This is a genomic window from Enterovibrio norvegicus FF-33 (assembly GCF_000286835.2).
Classification (GTDB): domain Bacteria; phylum Pseudomonadota; class Gammaproteobacteria; order Enterobacterales; family Vibrionaceae; genus Enterovibrio; species Enterovibrio norvegicus_A.
The window spans coordinates 248920-273873 of the sequence record NZ_AJYD02000038.1 but is presented as its reverse complement, the minus strand read 5'-3'; the positions used below and the strand labels follow the sequence as shown (position 1 = coordinate 273873).

22 protein-coding genes are annotated in these 24954 nt (G+C 47.6%); 7 read left to right on the top strand and 15 right to left on the bottom strand.

Annotated elements, in window-relative coordinates:
• The first annotated feature begins 136 nt into the window (after positions 1–136).
• Entirely contained in the window at positions 137–1054 is a 918-nt protein-coding gene (locus A1OO_RS09690) for a mechanosensitive ion channel family protein (RefSeq protein ID WP_016962272.1), read from the top strand.
• Between the two features lie 48 nt (positions 1055–1102).
• Here the strand turns inward: A1OO_RS09690 and A1OO_RS09685 are convergent, their stop codons facing one another.
• Positions 1103–1387, bottom strand: a complete 285-nt coding sequence (locus A1OO_RS09685; protein WP_241819082.1) for a hypothetical protein — start codon at positions 1385–1387, stop codon at positions 1103–1105.
• A gap of 167 nt (positions 1388–1554) precedes the next feature.
• On the opposite strand from A1OO_RS09685, the gene A1OO_RS09680 reads away from it, so the two are divergent.
• On the top strand, positions 1555–1962 hold the full coding sequence (locus A1OO_RS09680) for a LexA family protein (RefSeq protein ID WP_017002891.1): 408 nt from the start codon (positions 1555–1557) through the stop codon (positions 1960–1962).
• Positions 1950–3203 carry a Y-family DNA polymerase gene (locus A1OO_RS09675; RefSeq protein WP_017002890.1) on the top strand — a complete coding sequence of 418 codons (1254 nt, stop codon included), beginning with the start codon at positions 1950–1952 and terminating at the stop codon, positions 3201–3203. Before A1OO_RS09680 ends, A1OO_RS09675 begins: the two co-directional genes overlap by 13 nt.
• Before the next feature lie 12 nt (positions 3204–3215).
• Here the strand turns inward: A1OO_RS09675 and A1OO_RS23265 are convergent, their stop codons facing one another.
• The 3 genes from A1OO_RS23265 to A1OO_RS09665 form a co-directional block, all read right to left on the bottom strand.
• Positions 3216–3371, bottom strand: a complete 156-nt coding sequence (locus A1OO_RS23265) for a hypothetical protein (protein ID WP_347230845.1) — start codon at positions 3369–3371, stop codon at positions 3216–3218.
• A gap of 89 nt (positions 3372–3460) precedes the next feature.
• Positions 3461–5263, bottom strand: a complete 1803-nt coding sequence (locus A1OO_RS09670) for a DCC1-like thiol-disulfide oxidoreductase family protein (RefSeq protein ID WP_017002889.1) — start codon at positions 5261–5263, stop codon at positions 3461–3463.
• Positions 5264–5969: 706 nt separating this feature from the next.
• Positions 5970–7460 (bottom strand): carboxypeptidase M32, encoded by a 1491-nt coding sequence (locus A1OO_RS09665; protein ID WP_017002888.1) that lies wholly within the window; start codon positions 7458–7460, stop codon positions 5970–5972.
• Between the two features lie 295 nt (positions 7461–7755).
• Here A1OO_RS09665 and A1OO_RS09655 point away from each other — a divergent pair, with 295 nt between their 5' ends.
• Complete coding sequence (locus A1OO_RS09655) at positions 7756–8322, top strand: gamma-glutamylcyclotransferase family protein (protein ID WP_016962235.1); 567 nt, start codon at positions 7756–7758, stop codon at positions 8320–8322.
• 75 nt (positions 8323–8397) lie between these two features.
• On the opposite strand, the gene A1OO_RS09650 is transcribed toward A1OO_RS09655, so the two are convergent.
• Entirely contained in the window at positions 8398–9384 is a 987-nt protein-coding gene (locus A1OO_RS09650) for an OmpA family protein (RefSeq protein WP_016962234.1), read from the bottom strand.
• Between the two features lie 317 nt (positions 9385–9701).
• Entirely contained in the window at positions 9702–10391 is a 690-nt protein-coding gene (locus A1OO_RS09645) for a DUF2786 domain-containing protein (RefSeq protein WP_016962233.1), read from the bottom strand.
• Between the two features lie 213 nt (positions 10392–10604).
• Here A1OO_RS09645 and A1OO_RS09640 point away from each other — a divergent pair, with 213 nt between their 5' ends.
• On the top strand, positions 10605–11513 hold the full coding sequence (locus A1OO_RS09640; RefSeq protein WP_017002884.1) for a DMT family transporter: 909 nt from the start codon (positions 10605–10607) through the stop codon (positions 11511–11513).
• Between the two features lie 167 nt (positions 11514–11680).
• Here the strand turns inward: A1OO_RS09640 and A1OO_RS09635 are convergent, their stop codons facing one another.
• From A1OO_RS09635 to A1OO_RS09610, 6 genes are all read right to left on the bottom strand, one after another.
• Complete coding sequence (locus A1OO_RS09635; RefSeq protein WP_017002882.1) at positions 11681–12595, bottom strand: substrate-binding domain-containing protein; 915 nt, start codon at positions 12593–12595, stop codon at positions 11681–11683.
• Entirely contained in the window at positions 12592–13407 is an 816-nt protein-coding gene (locus A1OO_RS09630; protein WP_016962229.1) for an ATP-binding cassette domain-containing protein, read from the bottom strand. The genes A1OO_RS09635 and A1OO_RS09630 overlap by 4 nt, the downstream gene beginning before the upstream one ends.
• Positions 13404–14459, bottom strand: coding sequence for an ABC transporter permease (locus A1OO_RS09625; protein ID WP_016962228.1), 1056 nt, complete (start codon positions 14457–14459; stop codon positions 13404–13406). Before A1OO_RS09625 ends, A1OO_RS09630 begins: the two co-directional genes overlap by 4 nt.
• 75 nt (positions 14460–14534) lie before the next feature.
• The gene (locus A1OO_RS09620; RefSeq protein WP_016962227.1) at positions 14535–15572 is read right to left on the bottom strand and encodes a sugar ABC transporter substrate-binding protein; all 1038 of its coding nucleotides are present in this window, start codon (positions 15570–15572) and stop codon (positions 14535–14537) included.
• 100 nt (positions 15573–15672) lie between these two features.
• A complete protein-coding gene (locus A1OO_RS09615) occupies positions 15673–18225 on the bottom strand; it encodes a hybrid sensor histidine kinase/response regulator (protein ID WP_017002880.1) in 2553 nt (850 codons plus the stop codon).
• Positions 18226–18233: 8 nt separating this feature from the next.
• Positions 18234–18968, bottom strand: coding sequence for a winged helix-turn-helix domain-containing protein (locus A1OO_RS09610; RefSeq protein WP_016962225.1), 735 nt, complete (start codon positions 18966–18968; stop codon positions 18234–18236).
• A 182-nt stretch (positions 18969–19150) separates the two neighbouring features.
• On the opposite strand from A1OO_RS09610, the gene A1OO_RS09605 reads away from it, so the two are divergent.
• Positions 19151–21514, top strand: coding sequence for a DNA polymerase II (locus A1OO_RS09605; protein ID WP_026023794.1), 2364 nt, complete (start codon positions 19151–19153; stop codon positions 21512–21514).
• 63 nt (positions 21515–21577) lie between these two features.
• Here A1OO_RS09605 and A1OO_RS09600 read toward each other — a convergent pair whose 3' ends face one another.
• On the bottom strand, positions 21578–21889 hold the full coding sequence (locus A1OO_RS09600; protein WP_017002878.1) for a hypothetical protein: 312 nt from the start codon (positions 21887–21889) through the stop codon (positions 21578–21580).
• A gap of 309 nt (positions 21890–22198) precedes the next feature.
• Between A1OO_RS09600 and A1OO_RS09595 the strand changes: the two genes are divergently transcribed.
• Entirely contained in the window at positions 22199–22462 is a 264-nt protein-coding gene (locus A1OO_RS09595; protein WP_017002877.1) for a DUF1289 domain-containing protein, read from the top strand.
• 185 nt (positions 22463–22647) lie between these two features.
• Here A1OO_RS09595 and rplY read toward each other — a convergent pair whose 3' ends face one another.
• Entirely contained in the window at positions 22648–22926 is a 279-nt protein-coding gene (gene rplY, locus A1OO_RS09590; RefSeq protein ID WP_016962219.1) for a 50S ribosomal protein L25, read from the bottom strand.
• A 211-nt stretch (positions 22927–23137) separates the two neighbouring features.
• Positions 23138–24913, bottom strand: a complete 1776-nt coding sequence (locus tag A1OO_RS09585) for a DEAD/DEAH box helicase (protein ID WP_016962218.1) — start codon at positions 24911–24913, stop codon at positions 23138–23140.
• Positions 24914–24954: the final 41 nt, after the last annotated feature.

Genomic DNA, 24954 nt, shown 5'->3' with positions numbered 1-24954 from the left:
TGGATATTGAAATAAACGCTTCATAACACCCAGATTATTTCTATTGGTCGTGGAGTTTGTCGTGCAAGGTGTCTACCATGAAACCAAAGGTTTTGGCGTCTTTGTGTTTGGGCTATAAATAGGAAATGGTGCGGGTATGACGATAGACAATCTTTATATCTATCTTGGTACAGTCTGCCTGATTGGGGTAGTTGTTATCTGGTGGGCGGCTTCTGCGCTGTTAAAATCAAAATCAAACCGTGAAAAAAGGCTCCGGCGTCTTAAAAACTTCAACAGCGTCCAGACTACTTCTCCTAAAGTACCAGGACAACCCGCAGAAATTGATGCGGCGGTAGAGAAAATTGAGAATCGTTTTTCCATTATCAGCAAGATAGCCTTTTTCTTTATCTTTGTTGTCTTTGGTATCGCGTTATCGTTTCCTTTTCTAAACTCGATACCTGCTGCTTTGGTTTCAATTGTTGTTGCTGTTTCTACCACGGTTCTGGGGTTTGCAGCGAAGCCTGTTATCGAAAATATTATTGCTGGTGTCGTGCTTTCTCTTTCCAAGGCTATCCGGGTCGGGGATACCGTCGTGGTTGATAACCAATACGGTACCGTGGAGGACATCAGCCTAAACCACACGATTATTAAGCTCTGGAACTGGAAGCGGTTGATCATTCCCAGCAACAAAATGCTGTCTCTGGAGTTGGAAAGCTTCTCTTACAACGATCCTTACATTTGGGTTCATGTGGAGTTTTATACTTCTTACGAAAATGATTTAGAGCAAGTACGACAGATGGCTATTGAGGCAGTGGAGGACAGTCAGCATTTTATTTCTCAGGATGCGCCTGCATTCTGGGTCATGGATCTCGATAAAGATGCTTATCAATGCTGGGTGGCGGGTTGGACTAATTCAGCTTCCAGAGCTTGGAATCTCGCCAGTGATATTCGTACGGGAATCGCAATACGTTTTCAGGCTGCGGGAATTAAGGCGCACAATTTTCAGGTCAAGATGGCGCCACATGATGGGCATGCCGAGCATGAATCCAAGATCCACGCACTAAACGGTTCTTGATGTCTACTCAAACGGTTTAGGTGTTGTCTTTCCTCTCTCTGTGGTTTTTCACGTTCTGATGCCGTTCTGTATCGGGTTGATTGTCGCTGATTTTGTCATTGCCTGCGGCTTTAGCGGTTGGTATGTCTTGGCGCTGGCGCTCTCTTCTTGTTTCGTCATCCTTTGTGGCCATCTAATGACATCGAGCATGGCTTTGATGATGGGGGTGTTGTGGGAGGAGGGGGTGACTGAGTCGGTGCTTTCGCTTGCGACGGCCATATCCTGACCCATATCTGCCAGCACGGTAGGTTTATAGAAACCGTCGCCCAGCACGTGTCTCTTGGCGCCTTCCAAGCAGCCTCAGCTGCTTCAATGGCATTTACGGTTTCAACTATCTTTGCGTGATTGTGCCCCTGCTGCGTGTTAGTCCTGTTCAAATTTCCGGCTGTCAGAAACGTGGAATCTTGCTTGTAAGACGAAAAGCGCTAAAATGAATACTGTATATATAAACAGTATATTTTATGACCATTATCCCTATTCTTGCTAGTGCCGGTATTACTGGCTTTGAGTCGCCAGCGGGCGATTATCGCCAATTGCCTTTGAGCCTTGATGAGCTGCTTGTCGAGCATCCAAGCGCGACCTTTATTGGTAAAGCGTCGGGTGATTCCATGCAGGGCGTGGGCATCTTCGATGGCGACATTTTGATCGTCGATCGGCACGTTACCGCCAGGGATGGTGATGTGATTGTGGCAAACTTAAACGGCGAGTTTATCTGTAAGCTACTTGATGTTTCGCGTCGCCTTTTGCTCTCGGCCAATGACAAGTATTCCTCTGTGGCCATCACTCAACACGACACCTTTACCATTGAGGGTGTTGTGATCCGCTCTATCCGCTGTCACCGCCAGAGTCCGCTTTTGTGTACGCGTTAGTGGATGCCAATTCCTTTTATTGCAGTGCCGAGCAGGTGTTTAGGCCTGATTGGCGTGGCAAGCCAGTCATTGTGCTTTCTAATAACGATGGTTGTGTCGTCGCGGCGAACCGACAGGCGAAAGAGGCAGGCATAGAGAAATTCAAACCGTACTTTCAGGTTCGTGCCCGTTGTGAGGCGGCAGGGGTGATTGTGTGTTCGTCGAACTATGAGCTTTATGGCGATTTGTCTGATCGCATGATGCAGGTGATCGGTCGCTTTGCGCCTGAGCAGCATGTCTACTCGATCGATGAATCGTTCCTATCGTTTCATCGCTGCAGTGCGGTGCTTGATTTACGTGCGCAAGGGCAGGAACTGCGTCATGCAGTATGGAAAGAGTGTCGGTTGGCGGTCGGGGTAGGTATGGGGGCAACCTTGACCTTGGCCAAAGCGGCTAACCATGCAGCGAAAAAGTTACAGGGTTACAACGGTGTCTGTGTGTTGGACTCGGAAGCCGAGCGTATTGCGGTGCTTTCGCACATGGAAGCGGGGGATGTGTGGGGCATCGGCCGTAAAATTGCCGCGCGGTTGAAGCTCCAAGGGGTGAATACCGCACTGCAGTTGTCTCGCATGCCACTTGGCCTTGCGCGTAAGGAATTCAACATTGAAATGGAACGCACGGTCAGGGAGCTAAACGGGGAGGTCTGCAAAGGGTGGGACGTGGCCCGCGCTGACAAGAAGCAGATCTTCTCAACGCGTTCGATGGGTGAGCGGATTCAGGATGAAGAATCGCTACGCCAGGCATTGTGTAAACACGCGGGAATTGCAGCAGCAAAAATGCGTGTACAAGGGTCTTTGTGTTCGGTGTTGATGGTGTTTGCGGGTAACTCTCCGTTTGATGAAAAACCAAAAAGCTTTAAGCAGATGGTGCACTTTGCGTTTCCAGCGGATGACACGGCGGTGATCACATCGGCAGTAGCGGCTATGGTACCGAAGCTGTTTCAAGAAGGTGTGCGGTATTACAAAGTGGGTGTCGGGTTGCTTGATTTGGTTAACGCCAAGCACGTGCAGCCAGACTTGTTTAACACTCAGCCTGGGAATCCAGCGTTGATGCAGGCGTTTGATGGATTGAATCAGCGTTATGGTACGGGCGCGGTGTTTATGGCTGCGCAGGGGATCGATCCGAAGTGGGGCATGCGGCGTGAATTTTTGTCGCCCCAGTATACGACGCGGTGGGGCGATGTGCCGGTGGTGAGGTGTTGAGCGCTTCACTCGTCACTTGAATAAACATTCATCGGTGGAGAGTGTCGAGCCTTTTGACCAAATTTTCTCTTCCAACGATGCACTGAGCGGCGCTAAATCTAGGTTCTCTAAACATCCACCCACGTCCATGGTTTTACGCATGGCTTTCATGAATTTCGCGGTATAAATGGCACCTAGTGCGATGCTTGGTAAGTACCCAAATGATCCATCGCTCTAGCCTAAAACGTCTACTACAGATGTTGCTGCAACAGATAAACCTATTTTTTTGCGTATTCTTTGAAGCACCAATGGGTCCACACCCTTATTGTTGAGGGTTTACGCGGCCTATAATTTGGCATGGTTCTTAGTCGTTCAAATTCAATTGTGAAAGATGCCAACTGTTTGTTTTTGGGTAAGATTTCGTTATTCCATTGCTTGCATAAATAGCCACCATAACCTGCGAGTACTTTCTTGTTACGATTTGAATGCAGCCTTCCAAAGTATTTGCGCCAACGATAATTTTTGAACTCAGTAGATAGATGTTCAGGTATCACTCGGCTAGGTGGCTCAACATTCATATTCCAAACGTCAACCACGTCTTCACCTCGAGTTTTACCTTCGATGACGGGCATCAAAGAGAATTTAAGGGGGGAAGGAGCAAACATACCCCAGTGTTGATCAATGCGAAGTACTTTAGCGGGTATTGATACATGTTGAGGGCGTTTAATTTGAAACTGCTGAACACCGCTAACGTTGTAGTAGGTCACAATATAAAGTGCACCCAAGGCCACACAATTTTCCACGTACCCAGCATGGTCTTTTGGGTCGTTATAAGGCAGAAATCGTTCCGTTATTCGCCCCATCATGTCTCGATTATCCGCGATCCAACGGTAGAGTTTATTTCCGATCCCTAACAGGGGTTTCCATCCCATCACAATGCCGATGGGCCTAAAAAGTAGCGACACTTTAAACAGATATTGAACGCCATTCCAGTGAGTGTGTAAGCCACCTTGATGATCGCGAAGTACCCAACTGTTTTCCCGTTCCATGATCGGATAAATGTCTGGGTTCTGCTGCGCAGGGTGTAGTTTTACTCTGTCAGGAAGAAGAAAGTTTCGCAGTATTAGGCAGGTTTTCTTGCAGAATCCGCAGCCTTCATCATAGAAAATAACGATGTCTCTCCGTTTGGGTTTGGCATTGAATTTGGCTAACCAGTCCCAACACACTCCCGGAATGAGTAAGCTCAGCGACATAAAGTCGATAAATGGGAAAAGCACGATGTGGAGAGACAGAAAGAAGGCGCTGTGCATGACGATCAACAGTGCAAGTGTGAATAATCGCAATTGAACGTGGAAGATAGGAGAGAAAACCAGAAATATTGCAATGATTTCTAGATACCAAACAAAGTAAGTACCAAAGGTTAACAGTTCAGGAAAACCTCTCATCCAAACGGCAAATACGGTGGCGAGTTGTTCGATATGAACGGCGTAGTATGCGGCATCCATGGTGACTTGCCAGTCATCTGACGTTTTCAATAATGCGGTGAAAAAATACAAATACATCACCTGAAGAAGAACGGCGACCGATACAACTGAAAAGTATCTGTGGTCATCAGGTACTGCATTTTCGTCTGTTTTATATCGACGATTTAGCGAGCTATCTATTGAAAATCTTGCACCAATAGGTAACAGGATTGCCCAAAAACACATAACCACGAGCAGTACGTCACCGCCGGTTACAATCATGCTGTTTCGATTTACGATAGAGAAAAGAAAAATCCAACTAATGAACGCCATGGTTCTGGATTTGTAGCCAATGAGGAGCAAGATAGCGACGAACGCAGCAATGACAAAAAGTAACGTGACGAACCATTCACTACCATTCATCCAATAAAGTGAAAGTCGATACTCTGAGGAAAGCGCCATGGACGCGGTGCGACTAAGCAGCCCGTCATCAGTATAAAACGCAGAGATATCACGCGCTCTACTGATCAGATCAACCAGAATCATTAAGGCGAGACCGATACGGAACAATGCCAATGTACGTAAGTCGATACCGAATACTGTTTTAAAAGAACTCATCAACAATTCCAATGCTTACCAGTTATGCATGCGTTGAGTAAATAAAAATGGACATAACCAAAGTATCACTCTTAATAATGGTATTTATTATAGTTGTTGCTGATCTGCTTTTATGTGCTTGATCTTATATTTGCTTGTGACGCTGTGGTGTATTTTTATTATTCCAATTTTCAATACTTTCACTCGGTGTTGTTGATTACGTGACTTCATCAGAGTGATAGCCAGAGATGGGCAACCAAGCTATACACGTTGCAAAAGGTATAAGCTTTTCAGTTTCATGGCTATGTGGATGTATGCTCAATGTGTTGGTTGAAGATGAACGGTGAGTCTTTGCGAAGTGGAATAATAGCCATAGGCAGCTAAAGGCCAACGCTTCCTACTTTATTGAGAAGCGAGGCTAATACATATAATACGTAAAAATCAATATGACATACTGACTTTTTATTAAGGCATTTTCTGTTTGGATTTTTCAGTATGCCTTGTTTTTTTTGAAACGGAGAGCTTCATCAAGGTATTAGAAATGGTGGTGTATTACTCGTTGAGTAACGTGTAAGAATTTCGCAGTAAATAGTCACGAGAATATAGTTTGTTAAAAGCGAAATTTGCCCAAGCTCACTTTATTGATACTCAACGATTTAGAACGCCAATTTTCAGCAGTTTCTGTCCAGAAAATGTCAGCGCAGCACTCGGCCGCGCTGGTAGTTAATCAATCAATCAAGTAACGCGCAATCAAGTGCTGTTTGAAATACTCAGGGTTGAGTGGTTCGCCCGTCGCCTGAATCACCAATTCATCGGTGGAGAGCGTTGAGCCTTTTGACCAAATGTTCTCTTCCAACCATGTACTGACCGGCGCCAAATCTAGGTTCTTTAAGCATGCATCCACATCGACGGTTTTACGCATGGCATGCATGAATTGTGCGGCATACATGGCGCCTAGTGTGTAGCTTGGAAAGTACCCAAAGCTTCCATCGGTCCAATGAATATCTTGCATACAGCCGTTAGTGTATTCGCCGTCGGTTGAGAGACCCAAATATTCCTGCATTTTCTGATTCCACAAGGCTGGAATGTCATCGACTTCAATTTTTCCTTCGATTAGGTCGCGTTCGATCTCAAAGCGAAGAATGACGTGTGCTGGGTAGGTCACTTCGTCTGCATCAACACGGATATAGCCAGGTCGGACGCGCTGGTAGAGGGCGTTGATGTTTTCTCTGCCAAATGCAGCGTCGTCTTGTTTGTCGAAGGCTTCTGCGGATAGTGTGGCGAGGTGGTCAACGAAGAACGGATGTCGACCCAGTTGCATTTCAAAGAACAAGCTTTGGCTTTCATGAATCCCCATCGAGCGGGCTTCGCCAGCGGGAAAGCCTGCGTAGCTTTTTGGCAAGCTTTGTTCGTATCGCGCATGTCCGGTTTCATGAACCACGCCCATTATCGCAGACGTGAAATCTTGCTCGTCGTAACGGGTGGTAATACGAACATCCGAAGGTACGCCCCCGCAGAATGGGTGAACACTGACATCGAGTCGTCCGTGATTGAAATTAAATCCGAGGATTTCCATCATCTGCTTGCCGAGAGCTGCTTGTTTGTCGGTGTCAAAAGGGCCTTTTGGCTCGGTGATTACCGTCGATTTTTGCTTTTCGAGCACTTTCTGAATCAGGTTTGGCAGCCATGATTTAAGATCGCCAAACAGTATGTCGAGTTTTTCGGTGGTCATACCGGGTTCATAAAGGTCGAGCATGGCGTCATAAGGGCGGACACCCGTTTGAGTGGCGCGGGTATTAGCTTCTTCTCGAGACGCCTCTACGACCTTTTTCAGGTTCTCTGCGAATCCAGGCCAATCGTTTTTGCCGCGTTGGCTGCGCCATTCATGTTCGCATTTTGAACCAAGCAGAGATTTCTTCTCAACCAGTTCTGACGGTAATTGCGTGGCTTGAGTCCAAGCGCGTTTAATTTCACGAAGGTTAGTTCGTTGTTCGTTAGTGAGTGACGTATCACTTTCTGCTGTTGTTATCCATTCACCCATGCGTGAGTCTGTGAGTGTTTCGTGGCAAAGCACGGCGAGGTCGCTCATGGCTTTTGAGCGTGCGTCGTTGCCGCCGTCTGGCATCATCGTAGCTTGGTCCCAGCCACAAATCGCGGCTAAATGCGAATAGCTGGAGAGCTTTTGAAACTGTTTTTCGATTTTTTCTATCGCTTTCATAGTGTTATTCCATCTCGTATCTCAACCGTGAGCTGTGAATGATTCCATTCTTACCATTTCAACATGGTAGGCTCATCAGGACGATGATAATGCTGTTGTCAGGCGTTGTTATTATTGAGCTTAAATTTTTCGATGATGATGACGCAATCAAACGTTATCTGGTTGAAAAAGCGTCGATTGAGAGGGCGCTTGAGGTGTTTTACTCTTGTTTAGTGCCAAGCGATGTCCTCGTTCGTTTGACATTAGCACGCGTTTGTCGAGTATTCTGTAGGAAATACAAAGAAGAAGTGGGTTTATGTACATTTTTGGTTATGGCAGTTTGATTAATGACGAATCTAGACGATTGACGGGTGAGACTGGGAAAGCGTTTCCAGCGCTGGTGTCTGGCTTGCAACGTCATTGGAGTAAAGTGAGTACAGCCAAGATGTCTCCACTTGTTGTTCGTGAAGGGAATGGTTATTGCAATGGCGTATTGATTCACATTGACGACTCGGCGCTCGATGTTTTTGATATTCGTGAGGCAGGTTATAAGCGGATATTGTTAGACAGTGAACGCGTTAAGGTATTGGACGATGCGTTTGTTATTGATGGGCCTGTTTATGTATACGTGACAGAAGAGGTGATTACGCCGTGTACCGTTCAGCCAGTGGTGCAGAGTTACGTTGATACTGTGATGGCAGGTTGCCTGCGGTACTCTGCGGATTTCGCCCAAACATTTGTTACAACCACCCACGGTTGGCAATATCCCCGTTTGAATGATCGTTCTCGTCCGCTTTATCAGCGCGTTGCGGGTGTGCGAAGCGAAGATCGTCCGGTTATTGATGCTTTGCTTGTGGGCTGGGAACCAACTGCTGGCGTTTGATTCTGTCCACATGAACTAAAAAGCCACGTCATTACGACGTGGCTCTGGTCATTGGCGTGTCATCACTCGGTGTGATTACTCTTCGTAAACAAACTCAGGTGATTCAATTTCAACGCGGCGGTTTTTAGCGCGGCCTTCTGAAGAGTCGTTAGACGCTACAGGATCGCTTTCGCCTGCACCAACAACGCTCAGACGGTCTGCACTGATGCCGTTATCGACGAAGTAGTTTGCAACAGTCTGTGCGCGTTCTTCTGACAACGTTTGGTTGAATGCTTCTGAACCGACACTGTCAGTGTGACCGACGATGATAGCCGTTGAGGTATCAAAATCTTGTAGGCGTTTAAGCATCGGGCCTAGTTGCTGTGAAGCACCATCTGACAAGGTTGCTTTACCAAACGCAAACAGTTCTACGTCATCGGCTTCAGAGAACACATATTTCTTAGGCTCTGCGACTGTTTCAACAATAACAATTTCTTCAACTACCATGACAACTGGTTCTGGCTCAGAGGTACGACCGAAGTGGAAAGTCAAACCAGCACTGATCAGGTGATTATCGGCGTTGAAGTAACCTTCATCCATGTCGTGGATGTATTGGTATTCAAGTCGAACATTAACCAGATCGCTTGCACGGTGATCAAGACCTACTGCACCTAGCAGAGAAATATCGTCTTGGTCGCCTGCGTTGCTGTTCCAATCCCACCAAGCGGCACCAATTTTACCGTAAAGCTCAGTTTGGTCAGTAATACCGAAGCCCAGTTTTGGCGCCAAGGTCAATGCGGTCAGATCGCCACTAATAGCGCCAGGTGTTGGGCTATAGCTTGCATCGAAATGGCCTAGGTAATCATAGGTTGATTCAATTGAGAAACCGTTACCGAAGTCGTAACCACCAATTAAGCCGCCGCCGACTTCGTTGTCGTCACAACTGCCAACTTGGCAAGCGTCTGAAAGTGTTGAAGAACCGACGCGAGCACCGAGGTAAAAGTTTGAATCATCTTGAGCGTATACACTTGCCAATGGACTTATGGCCACAATTAATCCAAGGCTTATCACTGCTTTTTTCATTTGTTTTCTCCATTCCTTCTAGAGAGGGTTTGGTAAGAGAGACTTCAGTACTACGTTACAAGTCACCACCACAAGTTTGCTTTTCGCAAATCTTTTCAATCACCAACTGATGTGGTGATTTAATAAGCTAGGCTAGGCGGGGAAAGCGCGCAATACAATAGGCAGGACAGAAATTCAGGCTTTTTTAATACAACACTGTTCAAAAAAAGAGGTTTTTTGTTGGATTATTGTTAATTCAGTGGCTTGCGTGAAATTAACTGGGGCTAACTGGGGGGTAAGTGACGTTGTCGCAGTGTTGGGATTAAATGAAAAAGCGCCTAGTAGAGGCGCTTTGCTGCTTGTTTGCCAGACACTGGGCGGCTGACGGAAATCTGTTTTCCTTTTTTCATGCCTTTCTCATAATCGTCTGTGATCCCCTTCATCGCATCTCTCAATTGTTGCTTAAAGGTTTCACGGTCGATGTTCTTGAACTGGCTGTCGATATAGTCTTTGATTTTTTTGTCTGCATCGCCATCAGGCGCGATGTTAGGCAGTTTTGCTAATGCGCCATCAAGCCAGCCAAACGTGAACGAACCCATTCTGCGAGTGATCTCTGTTTGCGATGTGCCTGAACCTTGGAAGCTATTGCGGAATTGTCCAATGTGTTCATTCATTTCACGATAGACAATATCAAATGCGAAGGCGGCGAAAATGGCGCGATCGGCATCGCCAATGAATTCTGCTTTTTTAAGCCCTTTGTGGTTCGTTAGCACACATTCGACGCCAAAGCGGGTATTAATGCCTCGAATTATTTTGAGAACAGCGTCGCTGATCGAGGTGGGTAGCAGGGTGGCTGATGTGGTTTTTCCCATACGGATGAAATCAATATCGTCTTGATCCAAGCCGTATTTCTTCATCAGGCTCTGTGCCATTTTTATCGCTGCGGCAGCTTCATTGATGTTGGATGAGTTACTCAGCTCCAAACATTTTGCAATCTTTTTAAGCGCTTTGCGTTTAGCGTCAGACATTCACTTCACCACTAAAAATCAGGAGCGATATTTTACCTTCTCAACGTCGAATTTCCAAACGACATTGTTGAGATATTGCCCATTATATTCATTCTATGAGTCTTGACAAAGTTCAACATACCAAACAAAAAATCTGATTTTTCTCAAAGGTGTGAAAGATATGTAGAAGCTACACGGTCAATATTGGCACGTGTCACTACAGTGAATGGAACTATGTTGCGAGCAGAATCTTTTTCTATTAAAAACATAACAATGGCGATTCTCGCGTTGATTTTCTTCGCAGCAAACTCTGTGCTTTGCCGTATGGCCTTGTCTGACACGGATATCGATCCCGCTTCATTTACTTCAATCCGGCTGGTTTCTGGTGCCGCGATGTTGTTTTTGCTTTCTTCTTTAGTCGCAGCAAAGCGCAACACGCCGGAAGACAATTGCCAATTGCTCCATAGTGCGATTGAGCATTGGTTGGCGGCAGCGATGCTGTTTCTGTACGCCGCCACGTTTTCGTTTGCTTACCTCTACCTTGATACCGGAATGGGGGCACTTATCTTGTTTGCCTTTGTTCAACTAACCATGTTTGCTTACGGTCACTATCGCGAAGGTGGCGCAAGTGGCATGGAATACATTGGTGCGTTAACGGCCATTTGTGGTTTGGGCTACCTTGTTTCACCTGGTGTAAATTCTCCAAATGTGTGGGGATGTATATTGATGGCGATTTCAGGTGTGGCGTGGGGCGCGTATAGCGTGCTGGGTAAAGAAATGAAAGTGCCACAACTCAAAGCTAACTGTATTAACTTTAGACTAAGTCTTTTCTTTGTTATTCCATTTTTCTTACTCAATATTCCAATGAATACGCTTTCTCAAGAGGGTGTTTGGCTGGCCATTGCTTCTGGTGCCATTGCTTCCGCGATTGGCTACGCCATATGGTACGGCGTGATACAGCACTTTAAAGCGACACAAGCAGGGGTGATGCAGCTGTCAGTTCCTGTGATGGCAGCATTTGCGGGTCACCTTTTGATGTCTGAGTCTATCTCGATGCGAATGATGATTTCTGCGTCTGTGATATTACTTGGTATTGCAGTGACATTCGTTGGCAGGGATCGAAAACAGTCGCCAGTGACTTAGGTCAGAATGAGTACCGCTTAGGTCTGGTTGAAAACGAAGCGTAACGCTCTAAGCATCGGTTCAGTGCTTTTCTCTTGTTTACATCGACCCTAGCACAAAGCGCCTAACACACGACCCCTCACTATTTGTGTAAAGCGCCGATCCATGTCCTTATTCGTCGTCACTGTTCACCATGCGCTAAATGAATCGGCATTGTCTTGATTCATTAGTTTTGTGGGTATTAACACTTCTGTGCTATCGACTTTATGTTCATCGAGCCATTTATCAGCGATTTTGACAGCTTCGCGACTCATGACATCTGGAAACTGAGTTGCTGTGCCTATCCAGCCTTTTCGCCTTTGAAGTAGGGCATCACGTCCAGCAGGGCTTCCATCTACAGACATGATCAGCGCGTTGGCGTTGGCTTGTACGATGGCTTGCTCTGCGCCAAGAGCTGTCGGGTCGTTAATCGCAAACACGCCATCAATCCCTGAGTACGCTTGTAGTGCATACGCCATGCTCTCCAATCCGCCTTCAATACTTGCCGTGCCGTTCAATTGATCACTGATGACCACTATCTTGGGATAGTGCACCAGCGCTTGTTTGCATCCGGTCACGCGCTCGATGACAGAAGAAACTTGGGGGCCGTTAATGATGATTACATTTCCGCGGGCATTCAGTGATTCCGCTAGCCCTTTGCAAGCAATGCGTCCGGCCTGAACATTGTCAGTCGTAATGGTCGCAGTTGCTCCTTTAGCGCGTACATCAATAGCAAAAATGGGTGTTCCATGTGTCACGATACGTTCAACCGTAGGGCCGATTTTGTGTTCGTCGGACGCAACGAGGAAAATAACGTCAACCTTTTCGGCGACAAATTCTTCAAGCTGTCTCACTTGGCGAGGGTGATCATAAGCGCTGGAACGAACCAGTAGGCGAACATCATCGCCAAACGTTATTTGTAGTTCATCGCGAAGGCTTCGCACCATGGTAACAAAGTAGGGGTTGGTGAGATCTGACACGCTGACACCTGCCGTGATGGCTGCCTGAGACCATGAAGGAAACAAGCAGACGAGGTAAAGTGTCAGGGCATTCAGTGTTTTCATGCAGGGGCTTTTGCTTGCTCTGAAGTACCAGACTCTGAAGTGCCGGGCTCCATGGCGCCCGTCATGATGGCAACAGCATCTGACATGGTGTGGGTGCTGGGTGAGATAATATCCACACGTTGACCCAAGCGATGAATATGAACCCGATCGGCCACTTCAAATACATGAGGCATGTTATGGCTGATCAGTACCACTGGCATGCCGCGATTTCTCACCTCAAGGATCAAATCGAGTACTTTCCGTGACTCTTTAACGCCAAGTGCCGCGGTGGGCTCATCCATGATCACAACTTTAGACCCAAATAACGCTGAGCGAGCGACCGCTACCCCTTGGCGTTGACCGCCTGATAGGGTTTCGACGGCCTGCGTAATATCTTGAATGGTCATTAATCCTAATTCAGTGAGTTTCTCTTTGGCTTTGTCTCGCATGGCTTTTTTGTCCAGCATACGAAACCATTTACCGCGCCAGTCATTGTGTCTTATCTCTCTGCCCAAAAACAGGTTATCAGCAATGTTTAGAGCAGGGGCAACAGCAAGGTTTTGGTATACGGTTTCAATACCTGCTTCTCGCGCTTGCATCGGGTTGTTGAAATTCACGCGCTTACCGTCAAGGGTAATCTCTCCTGCATCGGGGATCAGTGCGCCAGAAAGTGCTTTGATTAAGCTAGATTTGCCCGCGCCGTTGTCTCCAATGACGGCGAGTATCTCACCTGGCATTAAGTCGAAATCTGCACCGTCTAGCGCGGTGACTCGCCCGTAGCGTTTAACCAACCCTCGCGCTTGTAGAACAGGTACTTGGTTTGACTCACTCATGACGATACCCTCCGCAGCCATTGGTCGATACTGACCGCAACAATGATTAATACGCCGACAGTAAACTCCTGCCACAACACGTCTACGCCCATTAGCGCAAGGCCATTTCGGAATATTCCCACGATCAGGGCGCCGATAAGTGTGCCAAAAATGGAGCCACGCCCGCCGAAAAGACTGGTGCCACCGATGACCACTGCGGTTATGGAATCGAGATTGGCGGTATAGCCTGCTTGCGGGCTGACAGAGCCGATGCGACCGATTAATACCCACGCCGCTAAGGCACAAACTACGCCCGCGGTGATATACACCGACAGCAGAATTCGTTTAGTTCTAATGCCTGCGAGGCGCGCTGCATCAGGATCATCGCCTGTGGCATAAACATGTCGACCCCAAGCCGTCCAATTGAGTGCATACCAAAACACGATGAACAAAACGAACATAAAAAGGGAACTGTAGGCGATGCGAGCGCCAAACACTTCGACGGTATTACCAAGCCACTGTAACAGCGGCGCTTGCTGGTCGATGACTTGAGAGCGAATGGTTTGACTGTTTGAATACCACAGATTAAGAGCAAAAAAGATGTTCCAAGTCCCCAAGGTCGCAATGAACGGGGGAAGCTTGATTTTTGCCACCAATAGGCCATTTATTAGGCCTGCCAACGCGCCCACAAGCAGCCCGGCAAAGAGCGCGACAGGGGCGGGCAGCCCAAAGTCGATGGCAAATCGGCCCATTACAACAGAGGTCAGCACCATAATGGCGCCGACAGAAAGGTCTATGCCTGCTGTTAAAATAATCAACGTTTGGGCAATACCAATCACGCCAATAATCGTCACTTGCTGGAGCACTAATGACAGGTTGAACGGATGGAAGAATCTATCGCCAACCAAGGTAGAGAAAAAAGCGACCGCAAGTATCAGCACCAGGCAGGGTACTGCTGTGGGGTGATTGTGAAGATAAAGCTGAATGCGCTGAACGAGACTAAAGGTTTCGTTCGAAAGCTGGTCACCCGCGAGCCTGTTGCCGCTAGGTGAGGGATTTTGTGGTGATGACATTACGCGCTCCCGAGTGCGTCCGTGCTCGCAAGAAAGTGAGAGAGGGCATCTCGCCCTCTCTATCGCATTAGAGGATTAGCCCCAGCACTTAGTTTTACCTTGCTTAGATGTTGATGAAGCCACGCCAGTTGCGGGCTCATCAGTGATCAGCTCTACGCCCGTATCGAAGAAAGCTTTACCTGGCGTTGCGCCTGGTTTGACGCCAGATTTCGCGTATTCAACGACAGCTTCTACGCCAAGCGCAGCCATCTGCAAAGGGAACTGCATAGAGGTTGCACCAATGACGCCTGCTTCAACGTTATCGACCCCTGGGCAGCCACCATCAACAGAAACAATCATCACATCATCTTGTCGGCCTAGTGCTTTCAACGCTTCATACGCACCAGCCGCTGCGGGCTCATTGATGGTATATACGAGGTTGATGCTGGGATCTTTTTGCAGCAAGTTTTCCATGGCGCGACGGCCACCTTCTTCAGAACCTTGTGTCACGTCGTTACCCACAATGCGAGGGTCGTCTTCATCGCGGTTAATGTTAGGGTTTTTGGTGTCGATGCCAAAGCCTGTCAGGAAACCTTGGTTACGTGCAACATCGACAGAGATATTGGCTGTGCTCAAATCAAGCAGTGCAATTTTGGCATTTTTGGCCTCATCGCCCATTTGCGCTTTCGCCCATTCGCCAATTAATTCACCGGCTTTGAAGTTATCAGTCGCGAAGGTGGCGTCAGCCACATTGGGGGGTGTGAAAGGGGTGTCCAGCGCAATCACCAATACACCGGCATCTTGAGCACGTTTGACCGAAGGCGCGAGTGCTTGAGGGTCACTCGGTGTGATCAGTATGCCTTTCGCGCCAGCCGCCACGAGGTTCTCAATGGCCTGAACTTGTGAATCTGTATCGCCATCAAAACGGCCGGCAAAAGAACTCACTTTTGCGCCAAGCTCCGTGGCTTTTTCTTGTGCGCCTTCCTTCATCTTCACGAAGAAAGGGTTGGTGTTAGTTTTCGTGATGAGACCGATGAGCACTTCTTCTGCTGTGGCTTGTGCCATCGGTAGCGATGCAATCATGGCGGCCAGCAGTGATTTTTTTAAGAGCGATTTCCGTAAAAGCGAATTCATAGCAAATCTCCTTGTGAATTGACATCTACAGACTGACAAACAAAAACGAATGGTCGGTTTCAAACGGAAAGATATTTCATTCACAATTGAAACAAAGGCGCTAACCGATTGATATAAGGCGAAGCAGTGCCGCTGACAGCGCATGACGAGTGACGGGTTTTGTGATCAAGTCCCAATCTGACTGATAGCCAAACTGCTGACTAAGCTGTTCTTTGGGCAATCCTGACATCAAGATCACTGGTATTTTAGGTTGTATAACGTGCAGCGTGTTTTTGAGCCAGACGCCAGTTTCTTTGTTGCCAAGGTTAATATCACTGATGACATAGTTCGGCTTTGTCGCTTCACTGAGCTTGATGGCTTCTTTGGCTGAAGTTGCAAGCGTTACGGAGGCACCTTGTGTTTCTAGCATTTGCTTTATCGGTAGCGCGACATCATTGTCGTCATCAACCAGCAAAATGGTGATGCCTTCAAGGTGAAGCGCTTGCATAGTGCTGGTGGCAGCAGGTGCAGTTGTATTGGTAGCATCTGGGAGAGAAGTCATTGAGGTTTTTTCCGTGGTTGAAGCGAGGTGTTCAGGCTCGTAACAAGGAAGGATCATACTGATAGCCGTGCCTTTGCCCACAGTTGAATCAATCACAATCTCGCCTTTAGATTGCTCCACAAACCCATATACCATGCTCAAACCCAATCCGCTGCCTTTGCCCTTTTCTTTGGTCGAGAAAAATGGCTCCATCACTTTATCGATGTCATCAGGGTGAATACCACTGCCTGAGTCTTCAACCTCAATAATTACAGCTGCTTTCTTGTCGTGAAGTAGGCAGCATGGGCGTGTCGTGACGATAACTCTTCCTGCTTGTGTCATGGCGGCATTGGCATTGAGAAGTAAATTCATCAACGCATTTTCTAGCCCACTTTTATCCGCAAAGATAAGCGCGTCTTGTGGCGAGGTATGCATCAGTAACTGACTTGTGCCATCTAACGAGTACTCCATAAGATCGGACAACTCATCCAAGGTTTGCTCGACGTTGACAGGTTCGGGGTGGAGGGGTTGGGTCCGGCTAAAAGCAAGCAGGCGCTCAATCAACTGGCTGCCTTTTTCGGTCACAGAGAGTGCGCGGTTTAAATAGGTCCTGCTGGTGTCATCGAGCGTGCTAGTCATATCCAATAACTCTAAATTTCCGCTCAAGGCAGAGAGTAGATTATTGAAATCATGTGCTATCCCGCCAGTGAGTTGTCCCAGTGTTTCCATTTTTTGTGCTTGTTTGAGCGCGAGATCGATTTGGCGCTTTTCTGTTAGGTCGCGATACAAGGTGATAAATCCGCCAGAAGGAATGGGCTGGCTACGATATTCGATAATACGCCCATCTTTGAACTGTCTTTCAAACAGCAAGGGCTGAAGGTGCCTTAGCGAGGTGTAGGTTTCATTTTGCTGTGCATGTTCAGCGGAAGACTGAAGACGAAGTGAAAGCTTTTCCTGCACATCTTCAATGGTCATGCCGAACGCCAGTTGGTTTTCATCAATACCTAATAGGAACGCATATTTGCTGTTCCACGCGAGCAAGCGGTTGTCGGCATCAAAGGCACTTAGGCCATCCTGCATTTCATGGAAAATGGTTTCAAGGAGTACGTTTTGCTGGAAAAGATCCTGTGTCGCGCGCTCTTTTTCTATGGCATTTCGCTGAAATGCCGAGAATGCGGTGGCCAGTTTTCCGATTTCATCTTTTCGTTCGAGCTTAACGGGCGCTTGCTGGGTGTTGCCTTGAGCTAGATTTAGCATCTCATCCGTTACGCTTAGGAGATCTTTGGCCATTTTATCGTTGAATCGGTAGAGGTAGTAAACGCCCGCCACCAAAGAAAGTAGAATCATAGCCATCAGTAGCATCACACGATTAATCGCTGATTTAGCTAGGCGTTGTTGCTCGCTTACCTCCTGCTGATGAATAGCGACGATTTCACGCACATAGTCGGTCATGCGATCTGATTGTGCGCGGATTGAAGCAAGCAGGAAGGCATTTTCTGAACGCAGGACGTTGATATGTGTATTACTTCGAGTCAATGACGCTAAAACAGGCATTACATCATGGGCGATTCGTTCGTTTGCGACTGGGTCACTCGTTAGCATATTGGTGATTTGGTCAATCCAGCCTTGCGAAATGCGGGTAGGATCTTTCGCAAAAGCGTGAATAAAAAGGGCGCCAAATGGGTAGGCGTCTAGCTCATCAAGTGCAAACTGCTGTGCCATCAAATCTTCTCGGATATACAATTCTCGCTCAACGTTCGACATGAGTTTTTGCAGGGTCACGTCAACTTCGCCAATGCGCTGACCCAACTCGTGGGCGTATGAAGGTGTGGTGAGCTTTAGGGCGTCGTCGTTTAACGTCGCTGCCCTCGCTTGAAGTTGTTTCTTCTCGTTTTGGATTTGGTGAGGCCTTGCTGAAGCGGCCGTATAAGGTGCCAACGCGGCAATCTGGGCAACACCTTGGGATAAATTCAATGCGGTCTGAGTATCTGCGAGCGTAGTTTGTGTGACTCTGTCGAGCAGATATTGGTTCTGCCACAGCGTGAACAAAGAAAAGCCAGCCATGAGTGTGGTCAGCGCAAGCAAGACTGAAAGCGTCAACATTAAGTGAGGGCGAATGCTGTTTCCGTTCATGGGATGGCTCAGTGAGGTTGTGGAACGAGTTTGGTGACGGAAGCATCGAAGCAATACCCCAATCCGCGTTCGGTCTTGATGAGTCGAGGGATTCGAGGGTTGGATTCGATTTTGCGGCGAAGACGCACCACAAGCACGTCTATGGTGCGATCGAGAGAGTCAGAATCATAGCCATGGGTTCGTTCCATCAAATGTTCCCTCGTCAATACCCGCTGCGGTGAGGAGATAAAGGCTTCTAGCAACGAAAACTCGCCATAAGTGAGATCTGGTGTGCGCCCATCGGCATGCTGAAGCAATCGCCGCGAGAGATATAACGTCCAATCGTCAAACTGGTAAACCGTTTCGTTTGTTTCAACGGACACTCGTTTTGTGCCGGCGTTTTGACTTCGACGTAAAAGCGCATTAATGCGGGCCGTGAACTCACGAAGATTAAACGGCTTCATCATGTAGTCATCAGCAGCCACTTCGAGGCCGATGATTCTGTCTGTTTCGTCGCCTTTCCCCGTCAACATCATGATCGGTATGTCACTGTTTTCGCGAAGTTGCCGGGCAAGTTGAAGACCATCTTCGTTGTTAAGGCGCAGGTCAATAACAGCAAGATCGACATTGTCTGCCGCGTAGAGCTCATCACCAGTGGATACGGGCGTGACGGTGTAACCTATTTGGCGTAATGCATCGGTCAAAACTGTCCTAACATCATGTTCATCATCAACGACCACAATGTGAGAGACGCGACTATTCATGGTTCATCCTTGAGTGTTGGTATTTCTATCAATAGATAATGAGTCTAGCAATAACAAGTTCAAAGGAAGGAGGAGCGACCAAGAGTGTGGCCTCAACAGTGCTTTGTCTGCGAAAGCATACCTAACGGATGATGCTCGAGTTTGGGTATACTGCCAGCGTCAATTTAACCTCTGAGGCCGCCTTGCAATATCAAGAAGGATTCATCATCAGCCGCCATGGCCGAGATATCGGTGATGTCACCGAACTTGTTTTTTGGGTGCAGACAAATACTGGCCCTGCAAAATTGGTGATAACAGGCGAGAAACCAGTTTTCTTTGTTGCTAACGAACGGGTGTCCGCAGCGCAACAAACTCTGACCGAGGCTGCCTTTCGTTTTCACTGCAAAGCACTCGCGTTGTGTGATTTTCTGCATCGTGAGATGACGGGGTTCTACTTCAATACCATTTCTGATGCCACTCGCGCGAGTCGATTGTTGCAAGCCGAAGAGTTTGAACCCTATGAAGCAGACGTGCGATTAACCGACCGTTACTTGATGGAGCGCTTTATTTGCGGCGGGTTAACCTTTACGGGTACAGCAAAGCAGAAAAATGGTTTTGTCGAATACCGTAATGTGAAAGCCAAAGCGTCTGACTATTCGACCTCATTGTCGCGTGTTTCATTGGATATTGAGTGTTCTGAAAAGGGCGTTTTGTATTCCATTGGCTTAGACGGTGAGATGGACAGCCGCGTCATCATGGTTGGACCAACACCTGATGATGCAGAAGAGATGCCTTGGATTGACTGGGTCGATAACGAACTCGAGCTATTGAAAGCTCTTAATGCATGGTTTATTCGCTTTGATCCCGATGTGATCGTGGGTTGGAGCGTTGTCGATTTCGATTTTCGCTTACTGATTAAACGCGCGGCATTTAACAAAATCGATTTGCGCTTGGGCCGAGGTGCTGAAAAAGCGCATTGGCGTGATTCCAACAACAGTCGCCAAGGCTTTATTACGTTACCGGGAAGGGTGGTGATTGACGGCATTGATGGTTTGAAAACGGCGACATACAGTTTTCGTTCTTGGTCGTTGGAGTCGGTGTCGCGAGAAATGTTTGGTGAAGGGAAAGCGATTGATAATCCCTATGATCGTATGGATTCAATCAATCGCATGTTTCGGGACGACAAGCCCGCATTGGCGAAATATAACTTACAAGATTGTGTGTTGGTGAATCGTATTTTTGCGGACACCCATTTGATGGAGTTTCTGATCCAACGCACCCGCCTAACTGGCATTGAGCTAGATCGCATTGGCGGCTCGGTTGCAGCGTTTACCAACCTGTATATGCCTAGGTTGCACCGAGCTGGCTATGTCGCGCCTACACTGACCAGTGAAAACTGGATTGCCAGCCCCGGCGGTTATGTCATGGACAGTAAGCCTGGCTTGTATGACTCTGTGCTGGTGCTCGATTTCAAATCGCTGTACCCGTCGATTATCCGTACGTTTTTGATTGACCCGCTGGGTTTGATCGAAGGGCTGAAACAGGACGATCCAAGCCTGACTGTGCCGGGTTTTCGTGGTGGTGTTTTCCACCGTGAGACGCACTTTCTTCCTGCCATGATTGAAAACCTTTGGAAAGCGCGCGATGAAGCCAAACGGCAGGGCGAAAAAGCATTTTCGCAGGCAATAAAAATCATCATGAACTCTTTTTATGGTGTGCTGGGCTCATCGGGTTGTCGTTTCTTCGACCACCGTTTAGCGTCGTCAATCACTATGCGCGGGCATGAAATCATGAAGCTGACACGTGATTTGATTGAAGCGAAAGGCTACAACGTTATTTATGGCGATACTGATTCGACCTTTGTGTCGTTAGGGCGTCAATACAGTCACGAAGAAGCGGACGCAGTAGGGCAATCGCTGGTGGCACATATCAATCAGTGGTGGGATCAGCACCTTCTGGATGAATATCAGATCCCTTCGGCGCTCGAAATTGAGTATGAAACGCATTATCAGAAGTTTTTGATGCCGACGATTCGAGGCCAAGATACCGGCAGCAAAAAGCGTTATGCCGGCTTGGTCGACAAGCAAGGTGAGCGACACATTGTTTACAAAGGGTTAGAAACAGTCAGAACCGACTGGACGCCGCTGGCGCAGGAGTTTCAGCAGACCTTGTATCAACGGGTTTTCGATGGTGAAGACATTGATGATTATGTTCGTACCATGGTCGAAGATACGTTACGCGGTCACAATAATGAAAAGTTGATTTACCGAAAGAGGCTGCGTCGCAAGCTGTCTGATTACGAGAAAAATGTTCCGCCGCATGTAAGAGCCGCCCGTAAGGCCGATGCTGTGAATGAAAAACTCGGTCGAGCGCTGCAATACCAGCATGGCGGTTGGATTGAGTATGTGATCACGCTAAATGGCCCTGAGCCATTAGAAGCGTTGGTTAGCCAATATGATTACCAGCATTACGTTGATAAGCAGTTAAAACCTATTGCAGACGGTATTTTACCGTTTGTCGGCAAGAGCTTTGATGCCTTGTCGATGCCACAGTTGGGGTTGTTCTAAGTTTTATCCAGAGAAAAAATGCCGGGGTATTCCCCGGTATTTTTATTGGAAAATTCGTCGGTACTAGAAGAGATCAACGTTCGAAACGTTGGTGCGTGAAGCGACTACTGGGTCAAAACAGACCGCACCACGGTTTGGGGTGCAGACTTTAAATACATCACCACAGTCAAATATGGCGAGAATAACTTCATCGTCTGAGCCAAAACACGTTGGCAGGGCCTGTCCTACCTTGGCAATGACTTCCTGACCTTCATGTTTCCATGTCAGGGCTGCAATACGTGCGTCGTTGATGGGAGCATCAATATGCTTGGCTATCGCAGTATAAATAGATTCTGCGTGTTCTTGGGATTCTGCAGCGGGTACAAAAAACGACATAACTACTCCTTTTTATTACTCATTTCTTCTCGTCACTTATTCCGATTCATGACGATAACCCGAAAGGTTATGTGGTAAAAGTAACAAATTCAGACCACTAAACGCAATGATATTTCTTTTATGTAGGTGAATTCACCTACTATGTGGTTGTCATAAAAAGAGGTAGATAAGTGAATGTAGCGGGCGGTATTCGCATGGAACGATTACTCACTCTGTTACTTGATCCCGTTTGATATCTGCTGAAATTTGCTTTTCGATCGGAAAGTCGCTTGAATGAAATGAATAGCTTAACGGCAATGAGGTGCAAAGTTGGAGCAACTTGATTTTTTTACGGTGCCCAGCCCCTGTATTGGTGTTTGTCAGGTGAACAATAAGGGGTATTGCAAAGGTTGCTTACGCAGCAGGGATGAGCGTTTCCATTGGAATGACTTTAGCAGCGAACAGCGACGCAATGTCGTGCGGTTATGTAAGCAGCGCTATACGCGTGTTATAAAGGCGAAATTGGCGAAAGAAGCCATGCAAGCTGTCGAAGAAACCAATCCTCAACAATCCTTGTTTGGTGATGAAGACTAAAACCAAAAGCGACTAGAACCAGAAAGATTGGAAATAGGTGAGCTTGGTGATGAATATTAGCCAAGTTTGGCATTGAAAGAATAATACCTAAAATAACAGACACAAAAAAAGCGCCGATAGTCGGCGCTTTTTTTCGTCTCATTCACTTCTTAGCGAAGCGAAGAGCCGTCAAACTGCAAAAGCAATTATACGCGGATGAAATCCATGTGCATAACTTTTGGTTTGAACGGGTGACGTTGGATGTCTTGTGGCTTAACGTTCACTTCTTGACCGTCGATTACTAGAGTAATCGCTTCGTAGAACTCAGGCTTATCCATCTGAGTGATCACTTTAGCGTGCTCAAGAGAGATAGCAACTGGAGCGGCTTCGCCACCGTAAACTACAGCTGGGAAGTGGTCAGTCAAACGCAGGCGGCGGCTCGCACCCTTACCCTGCTCAGTACGTACTACTGCTTCGAATTTCATAATATATACTCTTTAAAATAGAGAGTTGAGAATATGTATCCAGAATGCGACCAATCTAGATACGAGTAAATCGAGCGCGGATACTACCACCCAGATAGTGGGATCACAAGTGAAACTAGGACGTTATACGTCATTTGGTGGCTCGTTGAGTGATTACTGTTCGTTATGCACGTTATGGCAATCAATTTACAAGTTTTGGTTCCACGTTGTTTCACGCTGCGCTGTTGATCATGTCGCTCACTTCTTGCTGTGACGCAAATTGGTCGAGGTCGAAGATTTTATCGCGGATCGCCCAGAATCGACCGTTCTTCCTCGCCACGACAAAATCTGGCAATCGTAAGCGATGCTCAGCTCTGACAACCTTGGAAGGCGCGGTATCGGTAAACGGGCGATGACGGTCAACCAAATGCGGGTTGATGAATTTTGCGAGAAAATCATCTTTCTGTCGTTTAGTGGAAAGCGGCCAGACTTCGTGGATCTCGGCGCCGTCGTGTCCCACAAAAGTCACTTTAAGTTGTGGCTTGTCGAATTTGTTTTTACCCGCTTCCAAGCGCATGTCGGCGCATGCCATGATCATGGCGTCTTTGAGCTTTAATGCATCTCGTAGCTTTTTGTCAGGGTCGACAAGGGTATGGTCGCACTGATGGCAGCGACGAGCAGCAATGTCATTGTCTGCGCCACATTCGCTGCAATACTTGGCGCGAAAACGATAACCACAGATTTCTCGTTCGCCATCCTCGTCTTCAAAAAAGCCCTGGCAACGACGTCCGTAGTGCTCAATCAGAAATGCATTGTCGTCTAGTTTACCCCAGAAATTGTTATTGAAGCCGCATGCGGGGCAGGGAACCGTGACGATTTCACTGTCGCTGTCAGGTTTAGGGTCGCCAATTTCAGGCTGATACAAATCGTAAACATTGCCAGCGTAATCTAATATCAGGCAATCCTTCTTGCCTGGGGAGAGTCTTAAGCCTCGGCCTGCAATTTGCTGATACAGGCTAACTGATTCAGTTGGTCGTAAAATGGCGATCAGGTCAACATGCGGCGCATCAAATCCTGTAGTCAGCACCGATACGTTAACCAGATATTTTATTTCTCGCTTTTTAAAGCGCTGGATAATGCTGTCTCGTTCGTCCAGCGCGGTTTCGCCAATCACCAGCGCGGATTCAGCGGGTGGCAAAAGTCCAAGAATTTCCTGAGCGTGTCTCACCGTGGCGGCGAAAATCATCACGCCGTGACGGTCTTTCGCGTATTGCATGACTTGATCGACGATCTGTGGCGTCGCGCGAGGGGCATTTTCGATAACACGGTCTAAGTCAGCTTCTTTGTAAAACCCTGTCGTTGAGGCTTTGAGCTGCGAGAAGTCATAACTCAGTACGGGCGCATCCAGCACCTTGGCTTCAGTGAGAAAGCCTTCATCAAGCAAAAATCGGATCGGAAGTTCAAAAATACAGTCATGGAAGAAGCGCGGCTTTTCACTTCGCACACGACCTGCGGTATGAAACTGATAAATCCAACCCATGCCGAGGCGATAGGGCGTTGCGGTCAAACCAAGCACTTTAATGCCGGGGTTAACCTGCTGTAGATGAGAGATAACTTTGCGGTAACTGCTGTCTGCGTTGTCTGGCACACGGTGACATTCGTCGATAACGAGCAAGGAAAACTGATCGTTGAATTCGTCAAGATTTCGCACCATGGATTGCACCGAGGCGAACACGACTTTATCTGCGCTTTCTTTGCGGCCTAAGCCGGCTGAGAAAATACCGCCTTTTAGGCCGTACCCTTCGTATTTTTCGTGGTTTTGCTCCACCAACTCTTTAACGTGGGCTAGCACCAATACTCGCCCTCGGGCAAGCTTTGCTAGCTCGGCGATGACCAAGCTTTTACCCGCGCCAGTAGGCAGTACAGCAACGGCGGGCGTAGAATGGCGACGGAAATAGTGAACGACGGCTTTCACCGTGTCTGCTTGGTAAGGTCGAAGGGTATACATGCGATCAATAAGGCAGCCGTTTAAGGCCGCCCAGTGTAGCG